Origin of the sequence: Pseudomonas proteolytica (assembly GCF_007858275.1) — a bacterium.
Lineage (GTDB): Bacteria > Pseudomonadota > Gammaproteobacteria > Pseudomonadales > Pseudomonadaceae > Aquipseudomonas > Aquipseudomonas proteolytica.
The window spans coordinates 42,844-64,879 of sequence record NZ_VFEV01000034.1 but is presented as its reverse complement, the minus strand read 5'-3'; the positions used below and the strand labels follow the sequence as shown (position 1 = coordinate 64,879).

The following is a 22,036-nucleotide window of genomic DNA, read 5'->3' as shown; positions in this document are numbered from 1 at the left end:
GCACCGCGGCCTTTGATCCCTGCAACGTAGGATTGATCTATGCATTCGCACTCGATGAGCGGCGTTGACGCATTTACTGCGCCTTCGCGTCGCCTGCTACTGCTGCTGTTTTTATTTGTCGCGTCACTTTTCCTTGCAATGCCCGAGGCGATGGCTCATGCCGTCGCCGAAGGTGACAAGGGATTCATCCAGGAAAGCTCCGGCGTCATGTTGCTGCCCTTCATCTACATGGGCGCCAAACACATGATGACGGGCTATGACCACCTGCTGTTTCTGTTCGGGGTGATCTTCTTCCTCTACCGTCTGAAAGATGTGGGGCTTTACGTCACGCTATTCGCCGTAGGCCACTCGGTCACGCTGCTGCTGGGTGTGCTGACTGAGATCAGCATCAGCTCTTACATCATTGACGCCATCATCGGTTTCTCGGTGGTGTACAAGGCGCTCGACAACCTAGGCGCATTCCAGCGTTGGTTCGGTTTCCAACCCAACACCAAAGTGGCCACGCTGATCTTCGGCCTGCTCCACGGTTTCGGTTTGGCGACCAAGATCCAGGAGTACGAAATCTCGCCTGATGGCCTGATTCCGAACCTGATCGCCTTCAACGTTGGTGTCGAGATCGGCCAATTGCTGGCCCTCAGCGCAATTCTCATTCTGATGGGGTATTGGCGACGTACGGGCAGTTTCTGGCGCCACGCCTATACCGCCAACGTCGCCATGATGAGTGCCGGTTTCCTCCTGATGGGTTACCAAATCACCGGCCTGTTTGTCTCCGCGTAAGGAATTCTGACTATGTTCAATACTCCGCTTCCCACTGTTAATGAATTGCCTAGCACTCGCAAACTGGTGCGCTCGACTGTCATTGCCCTACTGACTGCGGTCGGCCTTCTGGTGACCGTGGTCATGCCTTCGGAATACGCCGTTGATCCTACGGGTGTGGGCCGCGCACTGGGTCTGACCCAGATGGGCGAACTGAAGATCATCCTTGCCCAGGAGGCTTTGGCAGATGCAGCCCCACCGCAACCAGCATCTCCAACTCCAGCTCCACAGATTGCGCAAATCCAGCCCGCCGAGATACCTGCGGTTCAGCCAGTGACGACGCCTGCCCCGGCTCTGAAGACGAATCAAATGAGCGTCACGCTCAAGCCAGGTGAAGGGACAGAAATCAAACTGGAAGTGCTGAAGAACAAGACTGTTAGCTATGAGTGGACAGCGGCTGGTGGGCCTGTGAACTACGACACCCATGGCGAGCCTTACAACGGTGAAAAGGGTTACTTTCACAGCTACAACAAGGGCAAGCAGGTCAAAAGTGATAAAGGTGAGTTCACTGCCATTTTTGACGGCACCCACGGTTGGTTCTGGCGTAATCGCAGCAACAACGACGTGACCATCTCACTGAAAACGACCGGCGATTACTTGAGCGTCAAACAATAATTCGAGACGGGGATGGCTGTTCTACTGCCGAAAATGCAGCGTTCAGCCTGACCACAGACCATTTAGTTCATTGATTTTTTGAAGAGCCTCCCCATGAAAACTCCAACCACTCTGATTCGTTCGATGCTCCTGATCTGCTTCCTCGGCCTGATGACGGCATGCGGCGGTGGTGAGAAGAGCGCAACCTCCGAGAGCGCCGAACACGGACACTCACACGAGTAGCACCTTGGAAAACAACATGGCCGCGATTGCGGCCTTGTTTGTCTTTACATCTCAATCCATGTGCCTCGTGCTTTGAACGAACGCAGCCTTTTTTTACACATTTACTTCCGGGTAACAGACTCTGTTGGCTCGCGAAGCTAGCGCTCGCAAATAGGCTAGCCAGTTAAGCGGTTCTTATCTTCTATTTTTACATCGTTCTGTCTCTTGGTTAGGTTCACCAGGCATCAGGCAATCTATGCATCAATGACATATTTATTACAAAAACCATATATCTATTCCCTCTGATGTTTTTGAAGCGAACCTCTGAGCCATTTTTGTAGCTAGCGCCATAACATAAGGCTTTTAGTGAAGTCTGTCGGCGGAGCCCTATCGCTTGATGGATTAATCTGCCGTTGACCCTTTACCTCGCATGCGAAAAAACATATATTCGTTAAACCGCATATGAGCTGAGGCTTCACAATGGCCAGCAAAGCCCGTGTCCTGTTCGTCTGTACCGCCAACGCTGCACGATCTCAGTTGGCCCAAGCGTTGCTGAGGCATACCGATTCGGAGCATTTCGAGGCGTTCAGCGCCGGCACAACTCCGACTCAGGTAGATCCGCGCACTTTTGAGGCGCTTTCACACAGCGGTGTGAGTACTGAAGGGTTACGTAGCAAGTCGATAGACGAGTTCCGTGGTGAGCGTTTCGATTACGTCATCACCTTGTGTGATAAAGCCGCATCGGAATGCCTGTCTTTACCTGGAGCCGGTGAGGCATTGGCCTGGAGTTTTGAGGACCCAGTCACCAGCACCAAGCCCGATGCCTTCCGTCCCACCCTTCACGAAATTCATGAGCGCATCAAGATGTTCGTCTTGGTCAAAAACAAACACTGAGAAAACGATATGGCTGACCATCTGACACCGACCACTGTTTTCAAATGCCTGGCTGACGACACTCGGGTCCGCACGATGATGCTCATCACCCGTGAAGGAGAGCTTTGTGTTTGCGAGCTGACCTGTGCGTTGAATGAGAGTCAGCCAAAAGTCTCTAGACACCTCGCACAGCTGCGCAGTTGCGGTTTGCTGTCGGACCGTCGGCAAGGCCAGTGGGTGTATTACCGGCTGCACCCGAATCTTCCTGATTGGGTCCATCAAGTGCTGACCACCGTGCTGGAAAGCAACAAGCATTGGTTGAGCCCAGACGCCAAACGCCTTGATGAAATGGGTGACCGCCCTGAACGGGCAGTCGCTTGCTGTGAAAGCAAAATCGCCTGATTCCGCCTTCGACTACGAGATCGCTCGATGAAAATCCTGTTCCTCTGCACGGCCAATAGCTGCCGCAGCATCCTTTGTGAAGCGGTCTTCAATCACTTGGCACCGCAAGGCATGAAAGCCTGCAGCGCGGGCAGTCAGCCCAAAGGGGAAGTGCATCCGCTGAGTCTAAAAACGTTGGAGAAAGCAGGTATTTCGACAGCCGGGCTGTTGAGTAAGTCCAGCGATGTCCATGTGAACCTGGCTCCTGATTTCGTCATCACGGTGTGCGACAAGGCGGCCGGTGAGGCCTGCCCGGTATTTTTCGGGCCGGCCACCAAGGCCCACTGGGGGCTGGCTGATCCTTCGGAATACCACGGGACTCAGGAAGAGATCGAGGCGGCTTTTGAAGCCACGTTGGAGCAGATCAGAACCCGTATTGAAGCCTTCCTGGCTTTACCGCTTTCCCAACTGAGTGCCGAACAGCTCAAGGCAGAGCTGGCCCTGATCGGCACGCTGTAACCACAGGAGCAACGATCATGAGTAAAAGCCGCCTTTCCTTTTTAGACCGTTACCTGACGCTGTGGATTTTTCTCGCCATGGCCTTGGGCATCGGTTTGGGGAGCCTGTTCGAAGGCTGGCCGCAGTGGCTCAACAGTCTTTCTGTGGGCACCACCAACATCCCCATCGCGATTGGCTTGATCGTGATGATGTATCCGCCTCTGGCCAAGGTGCGTTATGAGGAGCTGCCGGAAGTCTTCAAGGACAAACGCATTCTCATTTTGTCTTTGGTTCAAAACTGGGTAATCGGCCCGGTCTTAATGTTCGCACTGGCGATCATCTTCTTGCGGGATCAGCCGGAATACATGACGGGCCTGATCCTGATCGGCTTGGCTCGTTGCATCGCGATGGTGCTGGTCTGGAATCAGATCGCAGGTGGCAACAATCAGTACGTCGCCGGATTGGTGGCGTTCAACAGCATCTTCCAGATCCTGTTTTTCAGCGTGTATGCCTGGGTTTTTCTGGGGTTGTTGCCGCCGTTGTTCGGGCTGGAAGGCAGCGTGATTGAGACCAGCTTTGTCAGCATTGCCGAGTCGGTGCTGATCTACCTGGGTGTGCCGTTTCTGGCGGGCTTCCTGACCCGCAAGATCCTCATCGCCCGTAAAGGTGAAAACTGGTTTCAGGAGCGCTTCATTCCCAAGATCAGTCCGCTGACGCTAGTGGCTCTGTTGTTGACCATCGTGGCCATGTTCAGTCTCAAGGGGGACGTGGTGCTGCAATTGCCGTTCGACGTATTGCGCATTGCGATCCCTCTGACGATCTACTTCGTGGTGATGTTTTTCATTAGCTTCTGGATGGGCAAGCTGCTCAAGGCTGACTACCCGCGCACCACCGCACTGGCTTTCACAGCCGCAAGCAACAACTTCGAACTGGCGATTGCCGTGGCCATTGCCACCTTCGGCCTGGCTTCCCCGGTTGCCTTCGCCACAGTGATTGGCCCATTGGTGGAAGTGCCGGTCCTGATTTCCCTGGTCGGTGTGGCCCTCTGGCTGAAACGCCGCTGGTTCGACGAATCCAAGAGCGCCGTTGCGCAGGACAAAGACTATGTTTGATGACCCAATCCCCCAACTTGATACCGAACTGGTTGATCTACCCTCGGCAGACAAACTCGGCATCGAAAAGACCTCCATTCACAAGCCGCGCATTTTGCTGCTGTACGGATCGACCCGTGAACGCTCCTTCAGTCGTCTGCTGGTAGAGGAAGCCGCTCGGTTGCTGGAGCACTTCGGTGCCGAGACGCGGATTTTTAATCCCTCAGGCTTGCCGCTGCCGGATGACGCCCCCGACGATCATCCACGTGTGAAGGAACTGCGCGAGCTGATGCTGTGGTCCGAGGGGCAGGTCTGGTGCTCTCCAGAACGTCACGGTTCCATGAGCGCGGTCTTCAAGGCTCAGATCGACTGGGTGCCGCTGGCCATGGGCGCGGTACGCCCGACTCAGGGCAAAACCCTCGCCGTCATGCAGGTGTGCGGTGGCTCGCAGTCGTTCAACGTGGTCAATCAACTACGCGTGCTAGGACGCTGGATGCGCATGTTCACCATCCCCAACCAATCCTCTGTGCCGAAGGCCTATATGGAGTTCGACGACAACGGCCGGATGAAGCCTTCTCCGTTCTACGACCGTGTCGTCGATGTGATGGAAGAGTTGGTGAAATTCACGCTGCTGCTTCGCGACCGTCAGGACTATCTGATGGATCGTTATTCCGAGCGCAAGGAGTCGGCGGAAGAACTCATGAAACGTGTCAATCAGCGCTCCATCTGAGGATTTTTCACCGTGCAACAACACCCTTATTCCGTACTACCCCTGGCACAGTTCGATGGCCAATTGATTTTCACCCCGTGTCCAGGCACGAAGGGGGCCCGGCCTTTCGAGGCACTGCAAACCCTCAAGGAAGCAGGGGCATCGGCGCTGCTGACGCTCATGCCGACCGAAGAGCTGCTTCAGAACGGGATCGACCTGCTGCCCGAAGAATGCCAGATGCTCGGCATCGAGTGGTTTCACCTGCCAGTGGATGACGACCAAGCGCCTGGTGAAGCATTCCAATCCGCTTGGGAGCAACACCATCCACGTCTTAAGCAATTGCTGACTGAGGGGAAAACCATCGCCATCCATTGCAAGGGCGGCTCAGGCCGAACCGGTTTGGTCGCCGCTCAGCTGTTAATTGAGAGCGGTGTGCCATTCAGCGATGCCATCCGCGAAGTTCAGTCGTTGCGTCCGCGTGCCATTCAGCATCCTGCCCACATTGAATACATCGGCCAGTTTGACGCCCAGTCGAACTCCCACTGACAACAGATACAGAGCACAACAACATGACTATCAAAGTTGGCATCAATGGTTTTGGCCGGATCGGTCGCCTCGCGCTGCGAGCCGCCTGGAGTTGGCCTGAGTTCGAATTCGTAAAGATCAACGATCCAGCAGGTGACGCGGCGACTCATGCGCACCTGATCAACTTCGACTCGGTGCATGGCCGTTGGCACCACGAAGCCAGCGCTGAAGGCGATCAGGTGGTCATTGGCGGCAAGCGCATCAAGGTCACCGCGAACAAAGCGATCGCGGACACCGACTGGTCGGGCTGCGACTTGGTGATTGAAGCCAGTGGCAAGATGAAAACCGTGGCGGTGTTGCAGGCCTACCTGGATCAGGGTGTCAAGCGTGTGGTGGTTTGCGCGCCGGTGAAGGAAAAAGGCGCGCTGAACGTCGTCATGGGCGTCAATCATCAGCTGTTCAATGCGGCGGAACATCGCATCGTCACGGCTGCTTCGTGCACCACCAACTGTCTGGCGCCCGTGGTGAAAGTCATCCACGAAAAACTGGGCATTCGTCACGGCTCGATCACCACCATCCACGACCTGACCAACACCCAAAGCATCCTCGATCAGCCGCACAAGGATCTGCGCCGAGCGCGTGCTTCGGGCATGAGCCTGATTCCAACCAGCACCGGCTCGGCCACTGCCATTGCCGAAATCTTCCCGGAGCTGCGTGGGCGATTGAATGGTCACGCGGTGCGAGTCCCACTGGCCAACGCTTCGTTGACTGACTGTGTCTTTGAAGTCGAGCGTGCCACCACGGTCGAAGAGGTGAATCAGTTCCTCAAGGACGCTTCCGAGAATGAACTGAAAGATATCCTCGGTTTCGAGGCGCGTCCGCTGGTGTCCATCGACTACCGTACCGACCCGCGCTCATCGATCATCGATGCGCTCTCGACCATGGTTATCAATGGCACCCAGGTCAAACTTTACGCCTGGTACGACAACGAGTGGGGCTATGCCAACCGTACCGTCGAACTGGCCAAAATGGTTGGTCTGGCAGTCTGAGGAGCGGTCATGATAGCGTTGTCAGCCCTCGCTCCAGAAGTGCGGCAGTACCTGCTCGTGACGGGCAACTACTGGGCCTTCACCCTCACTGATGGCGCTCTGCGCATGTTGGTGGTGCTGCACTTTCACGCGTTGGGCTACAGCCCACTGCAAATCGCGGCGTTGTTTCTGTTCTACGAAATCTTTGGCGTGATCACCAACCTGGTGGGTGGCTACCTCGGCGCCCGGCTGGGACTGAACCGAACCATGAACATCGGGCTCGGCCTCCAGGTCGCGGCGCTGCTAATGCTGACAGTTCCGGTAACCTGGCTGACCATCCCGTGGGTGATGGGTGCTCAAGCACTGTCCGGGATCGCCAAAGACCTGAACAAGATGAGCGCCAAAAGCTCCATCAAGCTGCTGGTTCCGGATGGGCAGCAGGGGCAGCTGTACAAGTGGGTAGCGATCCTCACTGGCTCGAAAAACGCACTCAAGGGAGTTGGCTTCTTTCTTGGCGGTGCCTTGCTGGCGTTGATCGGCTTCAAAGGTTCCTTGTTTGCCATGGCGGGTGTCCTGGCGCTGATCTGGATCAGCAGCTTGATCCTGTTGAAAAAGGACCTGGGCAAGGCCAAAGCCAAGCCCAGGTTTCGCGACATCCTGTCCAAGAGCCGGGCGATCAATATCCTCTCAGCGGCGCGGATGTTTCTGTTCGGCGCCCGCGATGTCTGGTTTGTGGTGGCCTTACCGGTGTACCTCAGCAGTGTGTTCGGCTGGGACTTCTGGAAAGTCGGCGGTTTCCTTGCCGCTTGGGTGATTGGCTACGGCATCGTGCAGTCTTTTGCACCCAACATCACAGGCAAGAAACAGGGGCGCGTGCCGGATGGTCGAGCGGCCCTGTGGTGGGCACTCGCTCTCGCGGGATTGCCGGCAGCGATCGCACTCGGGCTGAGCAGGGGAGTGTCACAACAAGTAGTCTTGCTCGGCGGACTGATGGTCTTTGGTGCGCTGTTCGCGGTGAATTCTTCGCTGCACAGCTACCTGATTGTCTCTTACGCCAAGGAAGACGGCGTGTCACTGGATGTAGGTTTTTATTACATGTCCAACGCCTTGGGGCGACTTATCGGCACAGTGCTCTCTGGCTGGGTTTATCAGGTGTATGGGCTGGGTGCGTGTTTGTGGATATCGAGCGCATTCGTGCTGCTCGCAGCACTGATCTCTATTGCGTTACCGAGGCATGCCGAAGCGTTTTAATCACCCCTAAAGGCGGCTTGGAGTCGAACGCTGTGTGAGAATGTCATTGATCTCAAACAAGGATGCCACTCTCATGGCGAAGCTGCCGATCAGCGCAAAGAGTTTCGACGAAGGCTTGACGGAAATTCAGCGCATTATTCGACGCTACGACCCGCTCAGCTTATTGGAAGCGGCGTTGAGGTATCTGTACAGTCCCACCAAAGATCGCTTTGAGCAGGCATCCAAGCAGCCATGGTTGATCATGTTGTTTATTAAATGGACTTTTCTAGATCCATTAGTAAATAGCCCATTGAGGCGCCCCTCAATCTCTCAGAATGAAATGCTTGAGTTGCTACAAAAGGTCCTTGACCTGACGGAAACCGGTAGCATGCCCGATGAGTACGAAGACGTACGGCTTTTTTTCCGGGCGGTGGCCTACCAGCAGTTTTTTCATCAGACAGAGAGCGGCTTGGTTGATATTGCTCGTCAGGAGCTTTTGTTCGCAAAAGTCCCGGAAAATCATTATTTCAAAACTCGTTTTCTGAATGGCACTGGGGTGTCCATACAGGACTTTCTGCGTCTTTCTTTTGCGGTCCTTGCTAGCACGAAGAAAAGTGGTCCTGTACTTCAGCGAGTCACTCTTTTTGGTCTCTGTCCAGCCTTTACACCGATGGCTGTAGACGCCTATCTACGTACCATTTCTGTCGAAGTTGGAGATTTGCATCGCACCTTAGAAGAGGTAGACAAGGACGGACGCCACCCGAACGAGTATTTGCAGCAAACGCCCTTCCTAAAATTCCCATTCATCAAGGTTCGCTCCGAATATTTGTGTGTGTCCCCTCATGTTCTTGAGCGATCCTTGGGACATTTCATCTACGACTACCTCAAGCGAGCTGACGTAGACGGGTTCAATAACGCTTTTGGAAAGTCGTTTGAAAAATATGTAGGCGACTGGTTGAGCAAGTCAGGGTTGCCGACAGCCAACGAGAGCGAATTGACTCTGGTCCTGCCTGGTCAAGGGAAAGTCGTCGATTTCATTGCTGCTGATGGTGATGGTGATTCGAATGTGCTGATCGACGCCAAAGGTGTGGAAATGGCGCAGCGGGGTATGGTTGCGTTTCAACGGGGGGATGTTCGTCGAGCGACCCAAACGTCCTTGATTAAAGCTTTCGAACAAGGGCATGAAGTTGCTGCTCGAATCGCTTCGATGGGCGGTGATCATCCCGTGATTCGTCAGCGCTCCTCAACCTACTTGCTGGCTATTACATACAAAGAGCTGTACATCGGGAACGGAGTTACTTTCGCAGCCGTTGTAGGAGATGCAGTGCTCGAAAAAATTCGATCCAAATATGCTGAGCAAAATTTGATACCCGTCGAAAATATTTACTTCCTCACGATCCATGAATTTGAAGAGCTGATGAGTCTGGTAGCAAGCCAAAAAATTGGTTTAGTAGAAGCCCTGGAGAAGGCTAAGCAAGCTGATTCTGAGCGGATGACCCAAAAATTCAATTTCGAGCTGCATATCCATGAGTGGTCGAAGCAACTGGGCAGAGAGCAACCATTACGAGAAATCCTCAAATCGATGGTGGATGAAATGCGCGTTGCGTTTCCTGCTCAGCCCGAGACAGCGGCGCAGAAATAAATCGGGACGCAGTTCGTCAATCACTTCAATTTCGCGGTGATAATGCTGGCTTAATTCAGGTCCAGTGATATCGCCTGGATTAGGGCCTTTCGATAGACCGCTGAGAACATTCATCCAATTGTAAGAGCCATTTGCAGCGTCTGCACTCCAGCCCATGAAACGCTATCTGCGGTTTTGCCTCATCTTCTTGATCAGCCTGGCGCTCTCCCTCAGCGGGATGGCGGGTGTTCAGGCACCGACAGAACCTTGTCCAATGAAGACGATGGGCATGGCGATGATGGACCACATGGGTGTGGACTGCTGCAACGAAATGAAAAGCCCTTCCGAGCACGGTAATGGAAGTAGCCGGAGCGCAATGTTGCGTCGGCTTCTGCCACCTGCTTTTTACGAAAACCAATTATTCAGTAACGTAGCGTGAATGGCCGTTATTGGCTGTGGATTCGATCAATCAATGCTATGACTGAAGCTGCGATAGTGTTTAGTAGAAAGACAGAGCATGGAGAAGGCATATGCAAGACAGCGGATGGAAGGCGCGCTTAGATATTCTGCGGGACGCAGTGAAAAGAAATATGCTTGACAAGCTAGTCGGACATGGCTGGGAAGCGTCCATAGTCCGTGAGGTTGCCGCAGGAGAGTATGTGGTCGTAAAGGCGTCTAGAGGCGGGGCGGAGCGTTCGGCCGCAGTACTCTATTCGTCAGCGACGAGCAACAATGTATACAAGCAACTTGCTGGAGAGGTGTCCGTTATCTTTTTTAACGGACAGCCGTACATGGTTGAGTCATTCGCTATGGGGGTATCCATTCCCGTGAAGCCGATTGACGATTTTCAACCCCTTCTCATCGAATGGAACCGTGAAAGCAGCACTGGAAAGTTTGCGCCTACGACAATGAAAGCAGAAGAGACGAGCATTGAAGAATTGCAGGCACCGCGGCGAGTGCTGCTTTCAGAAACTCCGATAGAAGCAGTCTGGGCGAGGCTTGCTCAGTTAAAAAGTGCGACTCTTGCTCGAAAGATGGTCGACCGTCGCGCTCAACTTGAAAGCCTAAGCCTTGAGCCGTCGACTATTGTGTCAAAGGGAGAGGGCGTTGCTTTCGCGCTCCGAAATGCCACCGATTATTTCAGTGCCATTGATCGAAGAAATGTCAGTCAACGTGTACTCAATCTGTATTACGGCACAATGTCGTTCGCATTTGCCGAGATGCTTGCTTCACCAAGTGGTCCTCAAACCCTCTCAGAGTTGGAGGCAACAACCAAAAAAGGGCATGGCCTTTATACCCATGATGGTTTAGATGACCGATTTGAGAGTTTGGCCATTGGCGCGCTCGTCTCGGGTTTTTTCCCAAGTTGGGTTAAATCGATGTCTGCAAACTCACTTGTCGCCGCCAAACGGAAACCAGACGGTCTGGATGCACTGAAAGCACTGCCCGTTGAAAGCTGGCTTACGATGGAGCAGCTGTTTTCTCGGATACCTGAGGTTGCGGATCTTTTTGAGGACATATTTGAAGGTAAACCTTCTTGGGTAACTCCTGCTTACGATCAAGAAAGTAATGGTCGGCACCACCGTGCGACGACGACCTACGCTCTTTTGATAGATGAGTCTGGGCGAATGACGGTGGATGATATTGCTGCTTTTCCTGGGGCAATTCGCGAGATCATCCAAGTTTCGTCTAGGTCATCAGCAAGCCATTTCCGTGTGGCAATTGATCATCCGGAGTCGAGTATTTGGTGGGATGCACTTCAGCTACATCACAGCCCATTTAAAAGACATGCGCTAATGCTGCCTCTCTTTGGAACGATAAATGAGTATCGAGCGACATGTTTGGTGTTGCTCTATGCGTTGTCCATTCTGGTTCGCTATCGTCCAAGCCTGTGGCGGCAGATACAGGAAGGGGAGCTTGATCATTTCAGGTCACTGATCGAGACGTTCCTCTCAGCAGTTGAGCGCATTCTTCCAGAACAGTTTCTGGAGAAAATTACCGGTCAGTCGATCTCTGTACATCAACCCGGCTCGTTTTTTTCCTAGGGGGCTGACGGTCTTGAGTTCCACCATCCGCTTTCAGTTGATACATTCGGGAAACCCTACCTATCCGATTGAGGCAGCAGGGGTCCAGTGGCGGCGTACGCTGGAAAAGACAACTTCGACTCGTTTGGCGTGTGCTCGTAGGTCGAGGACAGCACCGCACTGAGTCGATCGCCCAGCAGGTTCCAGGCGTTTTTCTTCTCGTCGGCATAGTCGTGATGCAGGTAATGGCGCCTCACCCGAGAGCCGGCCAGCACATGATTTTGGCAGCGATCGATGATATCCAGGCTAACGCCTAAGGCTTGCATCATGGTCGCCCCCGTACGGCGCAGGTCATGCGGCGTCCAGTCGCCGTTTTGGCCGTCGGCAAGGACCAGGGTATCGTCATGGCACCGTCTGGAGAGGGCCTTGCGGTTTTTGAGCCGAGCCTGGCGATCACCGACCTGTTTACTCACCGCTTTTACGTCCACATGCCCATCATCCCGCTTGTTCGGAAAGCACCACTGGGAGTCTCCCGTCAGGGTCTTGAGTTCCTGAAAGAAATGCAGGGCGAAGGGGGAGAGGAAGACATGATGGTCCTGTTTCTTGCCCCGGGTGCCTTTGACGTTTTCGCTGGGGAGAAACCAGGTCTGCTGTTCCAAGTCGACATTTTTCCATTCGGCCTGCAGCAACTCACCAATTCGGCACAGCGTGCCCAGGCTGATCCAGAGCGCGAGTTGAGTTTCTTTTTTCAATGGCCGAATGCCTTCGTACTTTTGCCCGGCGGGGAGGGCGTCGTAATCGGCGGTCATTTGCTGGAAGCGGTTGTGCAGTTCTAACAGCTCCGCCGGGGAAAGGATGCGGCTTCTTTCCGCTTCGTAGTCGGCAGGGATCAATGGGGAGATGTCAACCAGTTCCGTCGGGTCGCCCTCGACCAATAAGGCTCGCCAAGGTTGGCGCTTTCTGGCCCAGCTAAACATCTGGGTGAGGTCGGCGAAGAAGCTGATGGCTTGCCGGTGAGCGCCGCGGTTGACCACGGTGCGGATCAACGCCCGAACATCGTGTTCGGAGACGCTGCTCACTGTGGTCTTACCGATTGCTGGCAAAAGGTCTTTGTTAAAGCGTCGTTGCAACTCGGCATTACCGTCTTTACGCGCCACGCCATCCAACAGCCAGGCCTTGGCCAGATCCTGGACGGTCAGCGTTTGCACCTTCGTCGTTTTTACTTGTTCGGCCTCTAGGTTAGCCGCGGCGTAGGCCTGTGCCTTGGCGGTTTTCTTTTGCTCGTTGGGATTGATTTGCTCATCGATGAGCGCGCGGGCCTGGTTGCGTGCCTTGCGGATGTCCGTCAGGGATTTGCGTGGCCAGGACCCGCAGGCGTATTCTTTGTTCTGGTCGCCCCACCGATAGCGATAGAAAAAGCTGACCGACACGCCGTCCTTACGGACGGAGATTCGACCGGCCAGATTGCCGTCCTCCCTGAGGATTCGGCCGGCATCGTTGGCGGTCAGCGACTCGAGTTCTTTGATGGTGATTTTGGCCATGAAATGGACTCCCCCTACTTTTACCCCCACAAAAACGTTAGCTCTTGATGGACGTTACTGGACTCTCGTAGAGCAGAACACCGCTGGAGCTCAAGTAAATACTAGCTTAGAAAAATCCAGAGTGAAATTTTGAAAGCTTTCAAGAAGTACGAAAAAGGAGATGGGGTGCTAGGGGTCGAGTGTTCGAATCACTCCGTCCCGACCATATTTTTCAATGACTTAGCCCAATCTGAAAAGGTTGGGCTTTTTCATGCGTAGGGACTTTTGCGGGGAGTGGTGGGCGCTACGCCGAGATTAATGCGCGGCGATCCAGGCAGCCTGCCGATGTGCGGGCTTTTCGTTGAGGGTCTGCCGTTTTCCTGTATGCTCATACATTGAGCTTCGCTCGCGCTTACCGACGGATGACAATTCGCTCCTCCTCGACGCGGTATACAAGCCTGTAGCCGGCGCCGGGCAATTTGATCTTGTAGTAGTCCTTCATACCATGATGCACATCACCTGCCACCAGCGGTCCCGACTGCCGCTCCTGAAGCTTTCTCAGAAACTGTAGGCGGATTGTACCGTCGAGCTTTGCGCCTTCGGATCCCACTCAACCTCGTAGTCAGCGGCCATTGGCGATATTTACCTCGGCCTCGCTAATCAGGTCTTCGAGAGATGCTCGAACAGGTGTTTCGCTGGCATCGAGCCGAGCTTTAACGATCTGTACCAGTTCCAGTTCGTCCAGGCGCTCAACCATTGCCTCGTAGACGTTTGCTGGGACCATGTAGCCCATAACTCGGTTGTGGTTAAGCACAGCCCTCACAGCCCTAGGCATACCGTTGGCGCCACTCAAGACGGAGGAGGGGTTGCTCTTGAGTTCGGAAACGCTGACAACCACATCAGCCAGAAGATTTTGTATAGATAAGATTCCTATATAGGTCTTTAATCTGGTCTTTTTGTGTGTGACAGGTGTCTAGCAAATCTGCGCGAGCTTCTTGGTCCGCTACTTTCAGTGATTGCACGTCCTGTGTGAGACCATACTTTCGTATCACCAGCCAGTTGGCAGAGCTGTCATTTGGCCTTGAAGTACATCATCGCATCGATGAAACGCTGTGCCTTTTGCTGGGTGTCGACCCGGGATTGGTTCAGTGTGCCCCCAGCTTGGTTTCGGGTGATCACGACCCAGCGGTTGCGCTTGGTGTATAGAGTCGCTGAGCCGATCGAGTTGAAGTAGATCCTGGTCTGAACGGCTTTGGATGAGGTTACCGAGTTGCCGGCGGCAATCGCACCATTTCCGATAGGTACAGCGCTCGCAAAGCCGCTACTGGAGGAAACGACACCGCCCCCATAGGCGATGTACTCATTGGTGAAGAAAACTTGCTCGGGCCTGGTCTTCTCAGGTTGTTCCATCAACACCTGCTCAATCACCGATCTGGCTTGTTCTGCAGTGATCGTAGCCGGTTGGTACTCGACGGCCTTGGACGCGCATCCTGTGAGTAACAGCAGCGCTGCGATGGCGATAGCTTTCATCCCTGACTCCCTTAAATTAATGCCGAGCATTCTGCCATGGCATCGCTAGCCAATGCTCACAACACGCTTGGGCATTTGTAGAGGTTGATCGGTGAACTGTCCCGTACTACCGACCCCGTAAACGGCGTTGATTTTGGCCTTATGACCATATTTACCAATTAAAATCAGAGGCTTAAGCCGATCAGCCAGATCGGCTTTTTTGTGCCTGCGCAAAACCCGCGCCATAACCGCAGGCATGGACACATGACCCAATGGCGAACACAAGGATTCTATATCCTGCTGGGGCTTCTCTTAGTATTTACCTGCTACACCGGTGCGATCTTGTCAGGGGATGGCCCATCCAAGCGCAAGCGGGTCTGCGGTCCTGGCTTCGTCATGCTCTGTGTTTTCGTAGCGGTACTCGAGCTGATAGTGCTAAACCATTTTTATAACAGGCGCGTATAAGGAGTGGGGTAGCACGACCACCCAGCTCTGTTATCGTGGCACCCATCTGAACACAAGGAAGCAATCACTAATGGATTTGTGCAAACTCCTGGCAATCGCCTTACTGGCGTCGATTGGCAATCTGGCTTCGGCCGCCGAGAACAATAACCCGTTCCAGGGGGCGCTCATGCTCACCTCGGTAGCGCCTTTCGTAATCACCTCGGGAGCCACCGCAGGAACGTCCTACATTCCAGAGCTTTTCAAATCATCCAAAAGTGATGCGTTGGCGTTCATTGGTTCCGATGGCGAGATCCGTGGTGCGCAGTTCGAGCAGGCGTGCAGGTATTACCGCTCGACCTACAAGCCTGCGCTGATGTCTGACGCGCAACTGGCCCTGGCAATCGCAGCCGCAGGCTGACGGTGTTATTTAATCCTCCATTCACATGCAGCACTTCCCCGGTCATGCAGCTCGCGCCGTTGCTTCGCAGGAGTGCGATCACCGAGGTGATTGCCATGGGCAAAGCGGCGAGTTACTGGGCGCGCATAGGGTTGGTGAGTCAGTCACTGAGATGATCCAGGGCTACACCATCGCTCGGGGGTCTGGAGACTACAGATGCCGAACTGATTGACAGCATCCCGCCGCCCCCGACCCTGTCTGAAACCATGCATGAGGCATTGCTGGCGACCTACGAGCTGTTGGTTGTCCAGCGCGGTTGACGGCACGTATGATCAGGCTCGCGCCCTTTTGGGCCGCGCCGACTCACACCCGTTTAAGGACATGAGCATGGAAAAGCACTTCGGTAATTCAGGCCTGTTCAAGGCTGCTTCGTATCACTGCAACAACTCCCTGGTGAGCGGCATCGCGCGCTGGGAGCTGAAAAACATTGCGCTGAATACGAAGGAGTTTTTGATATGTCCAAAGAACTACTCGGAGTTTTTGCTCTAGGGTTGATGGTGATCGGTGAATTTTGTGCAATCTACAGCGAGGTAGTCACCGCTCGGCTGGCCCATGTTGGCGATGGTTCATGGCAGGCATTCGTTATGCCGGTGCTGCTGATGTGCTTTGCCGGGTTTTGTCTGCTGGGCGCCTATTGGCTGGGGTATGTGGCGGTCGGTGATATCTGGGTCGTCACCGTGGTCTCCGTCACCTCCTTGCTACTGCTGGAGCCTGTGGTGGTCTGGGCCCTGTTCCATGAGGCCCCTGGGCGCGGCGCATTGATCGGCTTTTGCCTGGGCGCACTGGGGATGCTGGCCACGGTATTGCTGTAAGGCGTGAGCCGATCCCCCTGTAGGAGCTATCGAGCCCCAGTGAGGCTGCGATGGTGGCGGTACTGCCAGCATTGAGGTTGGCTGACCCACCGCTATCGCAGCCTCACTGGGGCTCGAAAGCTCCTACCGTTGATTTTCGTTACCGCTTACGCCTCGACCCTTGCGCTGGGTAGTGTTCATCAACGGTTAGGTGCCCCAGCCGTACCTGGTGACGGGGGCCGCGATGCCCGGGGTTATTCGTGGTTTTATAGCTGATCTATTACGATAAATTTAAATGGGAGGCCTACTTTTTTTGCTATCAGTATGTCGCCATCCACAAATACATTTATTGTTTCATTGCTGGTGGAGATGTCGACAATTTTTCGTGTTGTTTTGTCTGGGAATTGAACGGTACTTCCGATCGTGAATGCGGCTAAGTTTTCTGGAGTGTTGTGCAGGTAAAATCCTGCCCACTTTCTTGCGATGCCTTTTATCCAATTAGAGTCGGTGACATAAAATGAGACGTCTTCCGGTGCGCATTCAATCTTATTGGCTGCTGCGGATACCTTATCTTTCGGTACTGTCGCGAGTTGGCCAGCCGGGTATAAAGAAACAGAGATGTTGCCCTCGGTATCTGCTGGCTGTAGTGCCGCCGAGCAGAGCTGGTCTTGAAAAGTTAAATTTCCGCCAAATTGAACTCTTGTTGTTTCACCTTCTATTAACCAGGCGACATTGCCGATATAGAGCGCCGTGAAAGAGATCAGCGTTGTCGCGCCTATAATACGCACTGCTCTGCTGGCACGCAGAGCCGAACCAGCAAGTACCAAGAGCGAAAAAACAACGATAATGTTCAGCCCCATAAAATAGCGGTCGGGGAACGTGCTGGCATATCCACCTAAAATCTCTGTTAAGCTTTTGCGCATATACACTGTAAAAAATAAGTATATAATATAGGCTGTTGCACACATTGATATGAGTGTTCTGACTTCTCTGGACTTTTCCTTTGCCAGTAGTACTCCTAGCAAGGTTAGGAGTGCAAGAGAGAGGATTACGACGATTGTGTCGGAGAGCTGGTTGTAAAAAGGAAAGACAAATGGATAAATGAAAGCTCTTGCGAGGCTTACTTCGATTAGGCTTTCAAGTCTAAAGCTGCCAATCACACCTTTGGCTGGAGAAGCAGTGATTTTGAAAAAAATTATCGCGCCAATGGCTAGGCAGCCAATTGTGATGGCTCCATATCGTTTAATCCATTTTTTAAAGTTGTGATCAGGTAAGGTGAAAATGGAGAGTGCGAGAGTTAATACTAAGCAGACTGGATTTGTTGCGGCGGATAATAGCAATATTGTGTCGATGAGTGGGGTTGCAGTAGTCTTTCTGCTTTTTACGAAAATTAGGAGGGTGGTAATTAATACAAAGTAGTAGCCGATATTGGTTATCTTTCCGAATATTTCGCCCGAAGAGTCACCCAAAGGAATCATTAGTGTGGATAGAAAAACAATCCATCGAATGGTTTCTGGAAGTAAATCCTTAGTAGCGTAATAGCAGAGAACGCTAACTGACGAGTAAAAAAAATACGACCAAAAGGAAATTGCTTGTGGGTAACAAATAAGCTTGTCATCACAGAAAATATCAGATACTAGGGTCGCCAAATAAACGAACAGTAGATTTCCCCATACTAAGTAATCTGGTTTGGCGTTAATTATGGTGTGCCACCAGCCTTTGCTCATGGCGTAACCCAGCCAAATCCCATCTTCGGAATAGGTAAAGTAGTTGGTCAGGGGCTCAAGGTTTCTGAACGCTAGCACCGTTCCCGCGAAAATGAGCATGGCAATCACGCTAAGCACTGATCTCGCCCGGGTGCTGGAAAAGAAACCTCTGTTGAGGACGTGCATTCGTGGCTCCATTTTGTAAAAAATTCCCGTGTTAATTTGAACAGAGTGACAAAGTGACATGGCGCGAGATTCTACTAGCGAACGCCGGGGTGTGTCAGGGTAGATGCGGTGATTTGGGTAGGTATTTGTTCAGCAGGACGCTGAGCACACGAACTTTGTTGGAAAAAGTCTGTCGGGGCTGCTCAGGTTTGGGAAGTGTGGGCGTCACGCCAAACCCCAGACAAAGAAAAGCCCGCGATGGGGAGTGCGGGCTTAAAGGTTTTCACTAGGAGCTGGGACCACCCTATGCGCCCAACTGTGAAAGGGATGTGAAAGCGCTAAGCAATTTGCATGGGCGCTGATCAGTGACGTGTCGACAAGCGATAAACCCCCACCGGCCACTGCACCAGGGATTGGCCCTTGTTGAACAGCGCGACCCGGTCCATCTGTGGTGTGGGTAGCCACAGTGTTCCATCCTGGTCCAGGAAGGGGGCGTCAACCCAATGCAGGCGCTTGTCTTCGATCAGGGTCTCGATTTGTCCGTCAGTGCGGCGCACACGAATGGCGTCGTGGGCCAGGTCGGAAAAGTACAGGTTGCCCTGTGCATCCATGACCGACCCGCCGGTTGCCGGGATATCGGCAAAAAATTCCACCCGCGCGGCCAGTTGCTGCGGGGTCAGGGCCAGGTTTGCCAGGTCTTGGATCCGCACCTTGGACCACGGGCCTTGCAGCGGGCCGTAATACAGCCAGACGCCGTCAACGCTGACTTCCAGCGGGTCGGCGTTGACGCGCAAGGGGTCGCCATCAGGGGCTTTGACCACCTGGTTGTCGAGGATCAAGTCCCGGTCAGGCCGGGCGACGACGGAGGCGTGCTGGTTCAGCACGCGGCGGGCAGCGCCGGTTTGCAGATCCACGACAATAATTCCCGCATTTCCCGCATCGGTGAGGAAGGCCATGCCGGCGCTGAAGCGCACGTCATCCACGTAGCTGCCGGCGGTGGCGATATCCGCTGCGAAGAAGTAGGTCCGAACCACCTGATTGGTAAGCAGATCGATACACACCAGCTTCGCGCCCTGATGGACGGGGTTGCCGCCGAACTCGGGTGAGCCGGTATCCACCACCCACAGTTTGTTGCCTTCCAGGCGCAAGGCATTGATGTTCACAAAGGCGTTGGCAGCATCCAACCCAGGCGCCCAGTTGTTCCAGGCGTCGTTTGGATAGGCGCTGTGCTGGCCATTGCTGTCAACCGCCGTCAGTTGCGGCCCCTGGGTGCCGGTCCAACGGGGGCCGGAGAGAAATGTGCGGCCGCTGTAGTGCGCCACGGCATTCCAGATCTGCCCGGAGCTTTGGACGGCGACGTCCAGTTCGGGCTGTTTGGCGGCGCTGCACCCAACCAGCAGTGCCAGCATGGCAGCGCCCAGCAGCAAGCGCGTCATGACCGTGTGCCCCCTGCGCGGGCGCAGGTATCCCATAACTCAGTGAGACGTTGATGGAGGGTTTGCATGAACTGGCTGACGGTGGTTTTGGACATGATGATTCTCCTGTATCCGGTGAGGTGACCTGACGAGGAGATAGCTTGATTGCTGGTGTTTAACTGAAAAAGCCCAGGTTCGATGCATTCAGTTTCTTCAAAATATTGATAATCGGCGCTCGAACAGCACAACACGCACCATTCGTTGCGCAATGTTTCTCCGGGTGAGAAACTGGCCTAATTGTGAACAGTTATCATCCACTGCCTATGACATCTTCTTCCGCGCGCATCCTGGTCATTGAGGATGACGTCGAGCTGTGCACCCATCTTTGTACCCACCTGAGCCGCCGTGGATTTGCCATGAGCAGTGCGCATTGCGGTGATCAGGGCTTGAGCATGGCCCTGGACCCCGCGGTCGAACTGATCCTGCTGGATATCATGCTGCCCAACGAAAACGGTCTGAAGGTGCTGGCGCGCTTGCGCAGCGAGCGGGGCACGCCGGTGATTCTGATGTCGGCCCTGGGCGCCGAGCAGGATCGCATTACCGGATTCAGCCAGGGCGCGGACGACTATCTGCCCAAGCCTTTCAGCCTCGCCGAGCTGGATGTGCGGATCGACGCCCTGCTGCGGCGGGTGGCCCTTGATCGCGGCACTCGAGCCTTCAGGCCAGCATTGCTGGATCTGGATATAGACGCCCGGGATGTAATGTTCAACGGCTGCCCAGCCGGGCTGACGGGTTCGGAATTCCGCTTGCTGTGCACGCTGCATGAGCATGCCGGCGAACCCCTGTCCAAAGCGTTCCTGTACCAGCATGTATTGCACCGCGCCTATACGCGGCTCGATCGTGGCCTGGATGTGCATGTGTGCAATGTGCGGCGCAAGCTGGCGGCGATCAACCTGCAGGGCGTGCGCATCGAGGCGGTGCGTCACCAGGGCTATGTGCTGCTGTGCGAAGGCTTGGGCTGATGCGGCGCCGGCATCCACTGCTATGGAAAATGGCACTGTTGCAAGTGTGTTTCTGCTTGCTGCTGGTCTGGTTGGTCTGGGGCTGGGGCTTGCAGGTGGAGCGCAGCACATACTTTCTTGAAGAGCCCGACCGCGCGGCCCTGACCGCCTATGCCGCCCAGGCCGAAGAGGTGGTGGCCACCGGCGACGCCAAGGCCGTGGAGCGGTGGCGCCAGGCCCTGCAACAGCGTGAGCACACTTGGGTGGGCGTGCTCGACCCGTTTCTGCAAAGCCTCGGCACACAAGCGCTGACGGCGGCCGAGGTCAGCCACCTGACCTTTATGCGCAAGCCCAGTTGGCCCATGAGCAAGCGCCTGGAGGATGAACTGCCCTATGTCAGCATCGCCTTCGCGCAACACCCGGAGCGTGGTCGCCTGGTCATGCAACTGCCCGAGCGCCTGCTGCCACCGGGGCTCACGCCATGGACGCACCTGTTTACCCACGGTGTGGTACCGGTCGTGTTGGCCTTGGGCCTGGGCCTGTTGCTGTATCGCCACTTGGTGGTGCCGTTGAACGAGTTGCGCGAGCGCGCTAACGCCCTGAGTGCCGGTGACCTGGCGCCACTGGCCAGCAGTTCCGTGACCCGGCGCGGTGATGAATTGGGTGAGTTGGCGCGCGCCTACGAGCATATGGCCGAGCGCCTGCGCCAGAGCCTGCAGCAGCAGCGCCAACTGTTGCGCACCTTGTCCCATGAAATCCGCACGCCCTTGGCCCGCTTGAAAATCGCCAGCGAAAGCGGCCTGGCGCGCCAACAGTTGGAGCAACGGCTGACGCGGGAAGTCGAGGAGATGCGGCGCCTGGTGGATGACTCCCTCAACCTGGCCTGGCTGGATACCGAAAAGCCGCGCCTGGGGGCCGAGGATGTGCGGGTGGCCTCGGTGTGGGAAGCGCTGGTGCAGGACGCGCATTTCGAGACCGACTGGCCATTGCAGGCGCTGGTGTGCGAGGTGGACGGTGCGTGCGAAGTCAGGGTCCACCTCAACAGCTTCGCCCAGGCCCTGGAAAACATCCTGCGCAATGCAATCCGCCATTCACCCCCAGGCGGTGTGATCCGCTTGAGCGGCGTGCGTGAAGGCGATACGTGGCTGCTGACCGTCGAAGACCACGGCCCCGGTGTTGCCGAAGCCGACCTGGAGCGGATTTTTGAACCCTACCTGCGCCTGGACGGTGCGCCCGGTACCGGCTTTGGCCTGGGCTTGAGCATTGCCCGGCGGGCCATCGAACTGCAGGGCGGCCAGTTGTGGGCCAGCCATGGCACGCAAGGTTTGCGCATGCACCTGCGGGTGGCGGCGGCAAATGTTTAGAAAGTTAATGTTCTTTACTCGCAATTGCATCTGATTATCATCTGCGATCTTT

Annotated in this window: 23 protein-coding genes and 1 pseudogene; 18 read left to right on the top strand and 6 right to left on the bottom strand. The window is 54.8% G+C overall.

Features of this window, described 5'->3' with window-relative positions:
• Positions 1-39 precede the first annotated feature (39 nt).
• The 13 genes and pseudogenes from FIV38_RS21995 to FIV38_RS21940 all read left to right on the top strand — a co-directional run bounded on the left by FIV38_RS21995 (position 40) and on the right by FIV38_RS21940 (position 11,633).
• Positions 40-777, top strand: a complete 738-nt coding sequence (locus FIV38_RS21995) for a HupE/UreJ family protein (RefSeq protein WP_092238496.1) — start codon at positions 40-42, stop codon at positions 775-777.
• A 12-nt stretch (positions 778-789) separates the two neighbouring features.
• Positions 790-1,431: a P-loop NTPase family protein gene (locus tag FIV38_RS21990; RefSeq protein WP_092238499.1), complete on the top strand. Its 642-nt coding sequence runs from the start codon at positions 790-792 to the stop codon at positions 1,429-1,431.
• Between the two features lie 681 nt (positions 1,432-2,112).
• Positions 2,113-2,526 carry an arsenate reductase ArsC gene (locus FIV38_RS30515; RefSeq protein ID WP_092238502.1) on the top strand — a complete coding sequence of 138 codons (414 nt, stop codon included), beginning with the start codon at positions 2,113-2,115 and terminating at the stop codon, positions 2,524-2,526.
• Positions 2,527-2,535: 9 nt separating this feature from the next.
• Entirely contained in the window at positions 2,536-2,907 is a 372-nt protein-coding gene (locus tag FIV38_RS30510; protein ID WP_092238505.1) for a metalloregulator ArsR/SmtB family transcription factor, read from the top strand.
• Positions 2,908-2,934: 27 nt separating this feature from the next.
• Entirely contained in the window at positions 2,935-3,405 is a 471-nt protein-coding gene (locus tag FIV38_RS21980) for an arsenate reductase ArsC (protein WP_092238508.1), read from the top strand.
• A gap of 17 nt (positions 3,406-3,422) precedes the next feature.
• Positions 3,423-4,496: an ACR3 family arsenite efflux transporter gene (arsB, locus tag FIV38_RS21975; protein ID WP_092238511.1), complete on the top strand. Its 1,074-nt coding sequence runs from the start codon at positions 3,423-3,425 to the stop codon at positions 4,494-4,496.
• Positions 4,489-5,205 carry an arsenical resistance protein ArsH gene (arsH, locus tag FIV38_RS21970; RefSeq protein WP_092238514.1) on the top strand — a complete coding sequence of 239 codons (717 nt, stop codon included), beginning with the start codon at positions 4,489-4,491 and terminating at the stop codon, positions 5,203-5,205. Before arsB ends, arsH begins: the two co-directional genes overlap by 8 nt.
• Before the next feature lie 12 nt (positions 5,206-5,217).
• Entirely contained in the window at positions 5,218-5,730 is a 513-nt protein-coding gene (locus FIV38_RS21965) for a phosphatase domain-containing putative toxin (protein ID WP_092238518.1), read from the top strand.
• A 23-nt stretch (positions 5,731-5,753) separates the two neighbouring features.
• A complete protein-coding gene (locus FIV38_RS21960; RefSeq protein ID WP_092238521.1) occupies positions 5,754-6,758 on the top strand; it encodes an ArsJ-associated glyceraldehyde-3-phosphate dehydrogenase in 1,005 nt (334 codons plus the stop codon).
• A 9-nt stretch (positions 6,759-6,767) separates the two neighbouring features.
• On the top strand, positions 6,768-7,988 hold the full coding sequence (arsJ, locus tag FIV38_RS21955) for an organoarsenical effux MFS transporter ArsJ (protein ID WP_092238524.1): 1,221 nt from the start codon (positions 6,768-6,770) through the stop codon (positions 7,986-7,988).
• Positions 7,989-8,061: 73 nt separating this feature from the next.
• Complete coding sequence (gapS1, locus tag FIV38_RS21950) at positions 8,062-9,609, top strand: GapS1 family protein (RefSeq protein ID WP_092238528.1); 1,548 nt, start codon at positions 8,062-8,064, stop codon at positions 9,607-9,609.
• Positions 9,610-9,763: 154 nt separating this feature from the next.
• Positions 9,764-9,943: pseudogene (locus tag FIV38_RS21945) on the top strand (hypothetical protein); the annotation flags it as partial.
• Between the two features lie 175 nt (positions 9,944-10,118).
• Positions 10,119-11,633 carry a YaaC family protein gene (locus tag FIV38_RS21940; RefSeq protein WP_092238534.1) on the top strand — a complete coding sequence of 505 codons (1,515 nt, stop codon included), beginning with the start codon at positions 10,119-10,121 and terminating at the stop codon, positions 11,631-11,633.
• Between the two features lie 56 nt (positions 11,634-11,689).
• Here the strand turns inward: FIV38_RS21940 and FIV38_RS21935 are convergent, their stop codons facing one another.
• From FIV38_RS21935 to FIV38_RS21920, 4 genes are all read right to left on the bottom strand, one after another.
• Complete coding sequence (locus tag FIV38_RS21935; protein WP_092238537.1) at positions 11,690-13,153, bottom strand: tyrosine-type recombinase/integrase; 1,464 nt, start codon at positions 13,151-13,153, stop codon at positions 11,690-11,692.
• 391 nt (positions 13,154-13,544) lie between these two features.
• On the bottom strand, positions 13,545-13,742 hold the full coding sequence (locus tag FIV38_RS30990; protein ID WP_371923366.1) for a type II toxin-antitoxin system RelE family toxin: 198 nt from the start codon (positions 13,740-13,742) through the stop codon (positions 13,545-13,547).
• Between the two features lie 12 nt (positions 13,743-13,754).
• Entirely contained in the window at positions 13,755-14,051 is a 297-nt protein-coding gene (locus FIV38_RS21925; protein WP_092238540.1) for a type II toxin-antitoxin system Phd/YefM family antitoxin, read from the bottom strand.
• A 152-nt stretch (positions 14,052-14,203) separates the two neighbouring features.
• The gene (locus FIV38_RS21920) at positions 14,204-14,662 is read right to left on the bottom strand and encodes a hypothetical protein (RefSeq protein WP_092238543.1); all 459 of its coding nucleotides are present in this window, start codon (positions 14,660-14,662) and stop codon (positions 14,204-14,206) included.
• A 514-nt stretch (positions 14,663-15,176) separates the two neighbouring features.
• Here FIV38_RS21920 and FIV38_RS21910 point away from each other — a divergent pair.
• The 3 genes from FIV38_RS21910 (at position 15,177) to FIV38_RS21905 (ending at position 16,354) form a co-directional block, all read left to right on the top strand.
• Entirely contained in the window at positions 15,177-15,503 is a 327-nt protein-coding gene (locus FIV38_RS21910; protein WP_092238552.1) for a DUF2388 domain-containing protein, read from the top strand.
• A 366-nt stretch (positions 15,504-15,869) separates the two neighbouring features.
• Positions 15,870-16,031: a hypothetical protein gene (locus tag FIV38_RS30015; protein WP_167362655.1), complete on the top strand. Its 162-nt coding sequence runs from the start codon at positions 15,870-15,872 to the stop codon at positions 16,029-16,031.
• Between the two features lie 5 nt (positions 16,032-16,036).
• The gene (locus FIV38_RS21905) at positions 16,037-16,354 is read left to right on the top strand and encodes a hypothetical protein (RefSeq protein WP_167362660.1); all 318 of its coding nucleotides are present in this window, start codon (positions 16,037-16,039) and stop codon (positions 16,352-16,354) included.
• 245 nt (positions 16,355-16,599) lie between these two features.
• Here the strand turns inward: FIV38_RS21905 and FIV38_RS21900 are convergent, their stop codons facing one another.
• Both FIV38_RS21900 and FIV38_RS21895 read right to left on the bottom strand, forming a co-directional pair.
• Positions 16,600-18,225: a hypothetical protein gene (locus tag FIV38_RS21900; protein ID WP_092238558.1), complete on the bottom strand. Its 1,626-nt coding sequence runs from the start codon at positions 18,223-18,225 to the stop codon at positions 16,600-16,602.
• Positions 18,226-18,566: 341 nt separating this feature from the next.
• The gene (locus FIV38_RS21895; RefSeq protein ID WP_235861123.1) at positions 18,567-19,640 is read right to left on the bottom strand and encodes a major royal jelly family protein; all 1,074 of its coding nucleotides are present in this window, start codon (positions 19,638-19,640) and stop codon (positions 18,567-18,569) included.
• Positions 19,641-19,942: 302 nt separating this feature from the next.
• On the opposite strand from FIV38_RS21895, the gene FIV38_RS21890 reads away from it, so the two are divergent.
• Both FIV38_RS21890 and FIV38_RS21885 read left to right on the top strand, forming a co-directional pair.
• Positions 19,943-20,641: a response regulator transcription factor gene (locus FIV38_RS21890; protein WP_070995065.1), complete on the top strand. Its 699-nt coding sequence runs from the start codon at positions 19,943-19,945 to the stop codon at positions 20,639-20,641.
• Positions 20,641-21,984, top strand: a complete 1,344-nt coding sequence (locus FIV38_RS21885) for a HAMP domain-containing sensor histidine kinase (protein WP_092238564.1) — start codon at positions 20,641-20,643, stop codon at positions 21,982-21,984. The genes FIV38_RS21890 and FIV38_RS21885 overlap by 1 nt, the downstream gene beginning before the upstream one ends.
• Positions 21,985-22,036: the final 52 nt, after the last annotated feature.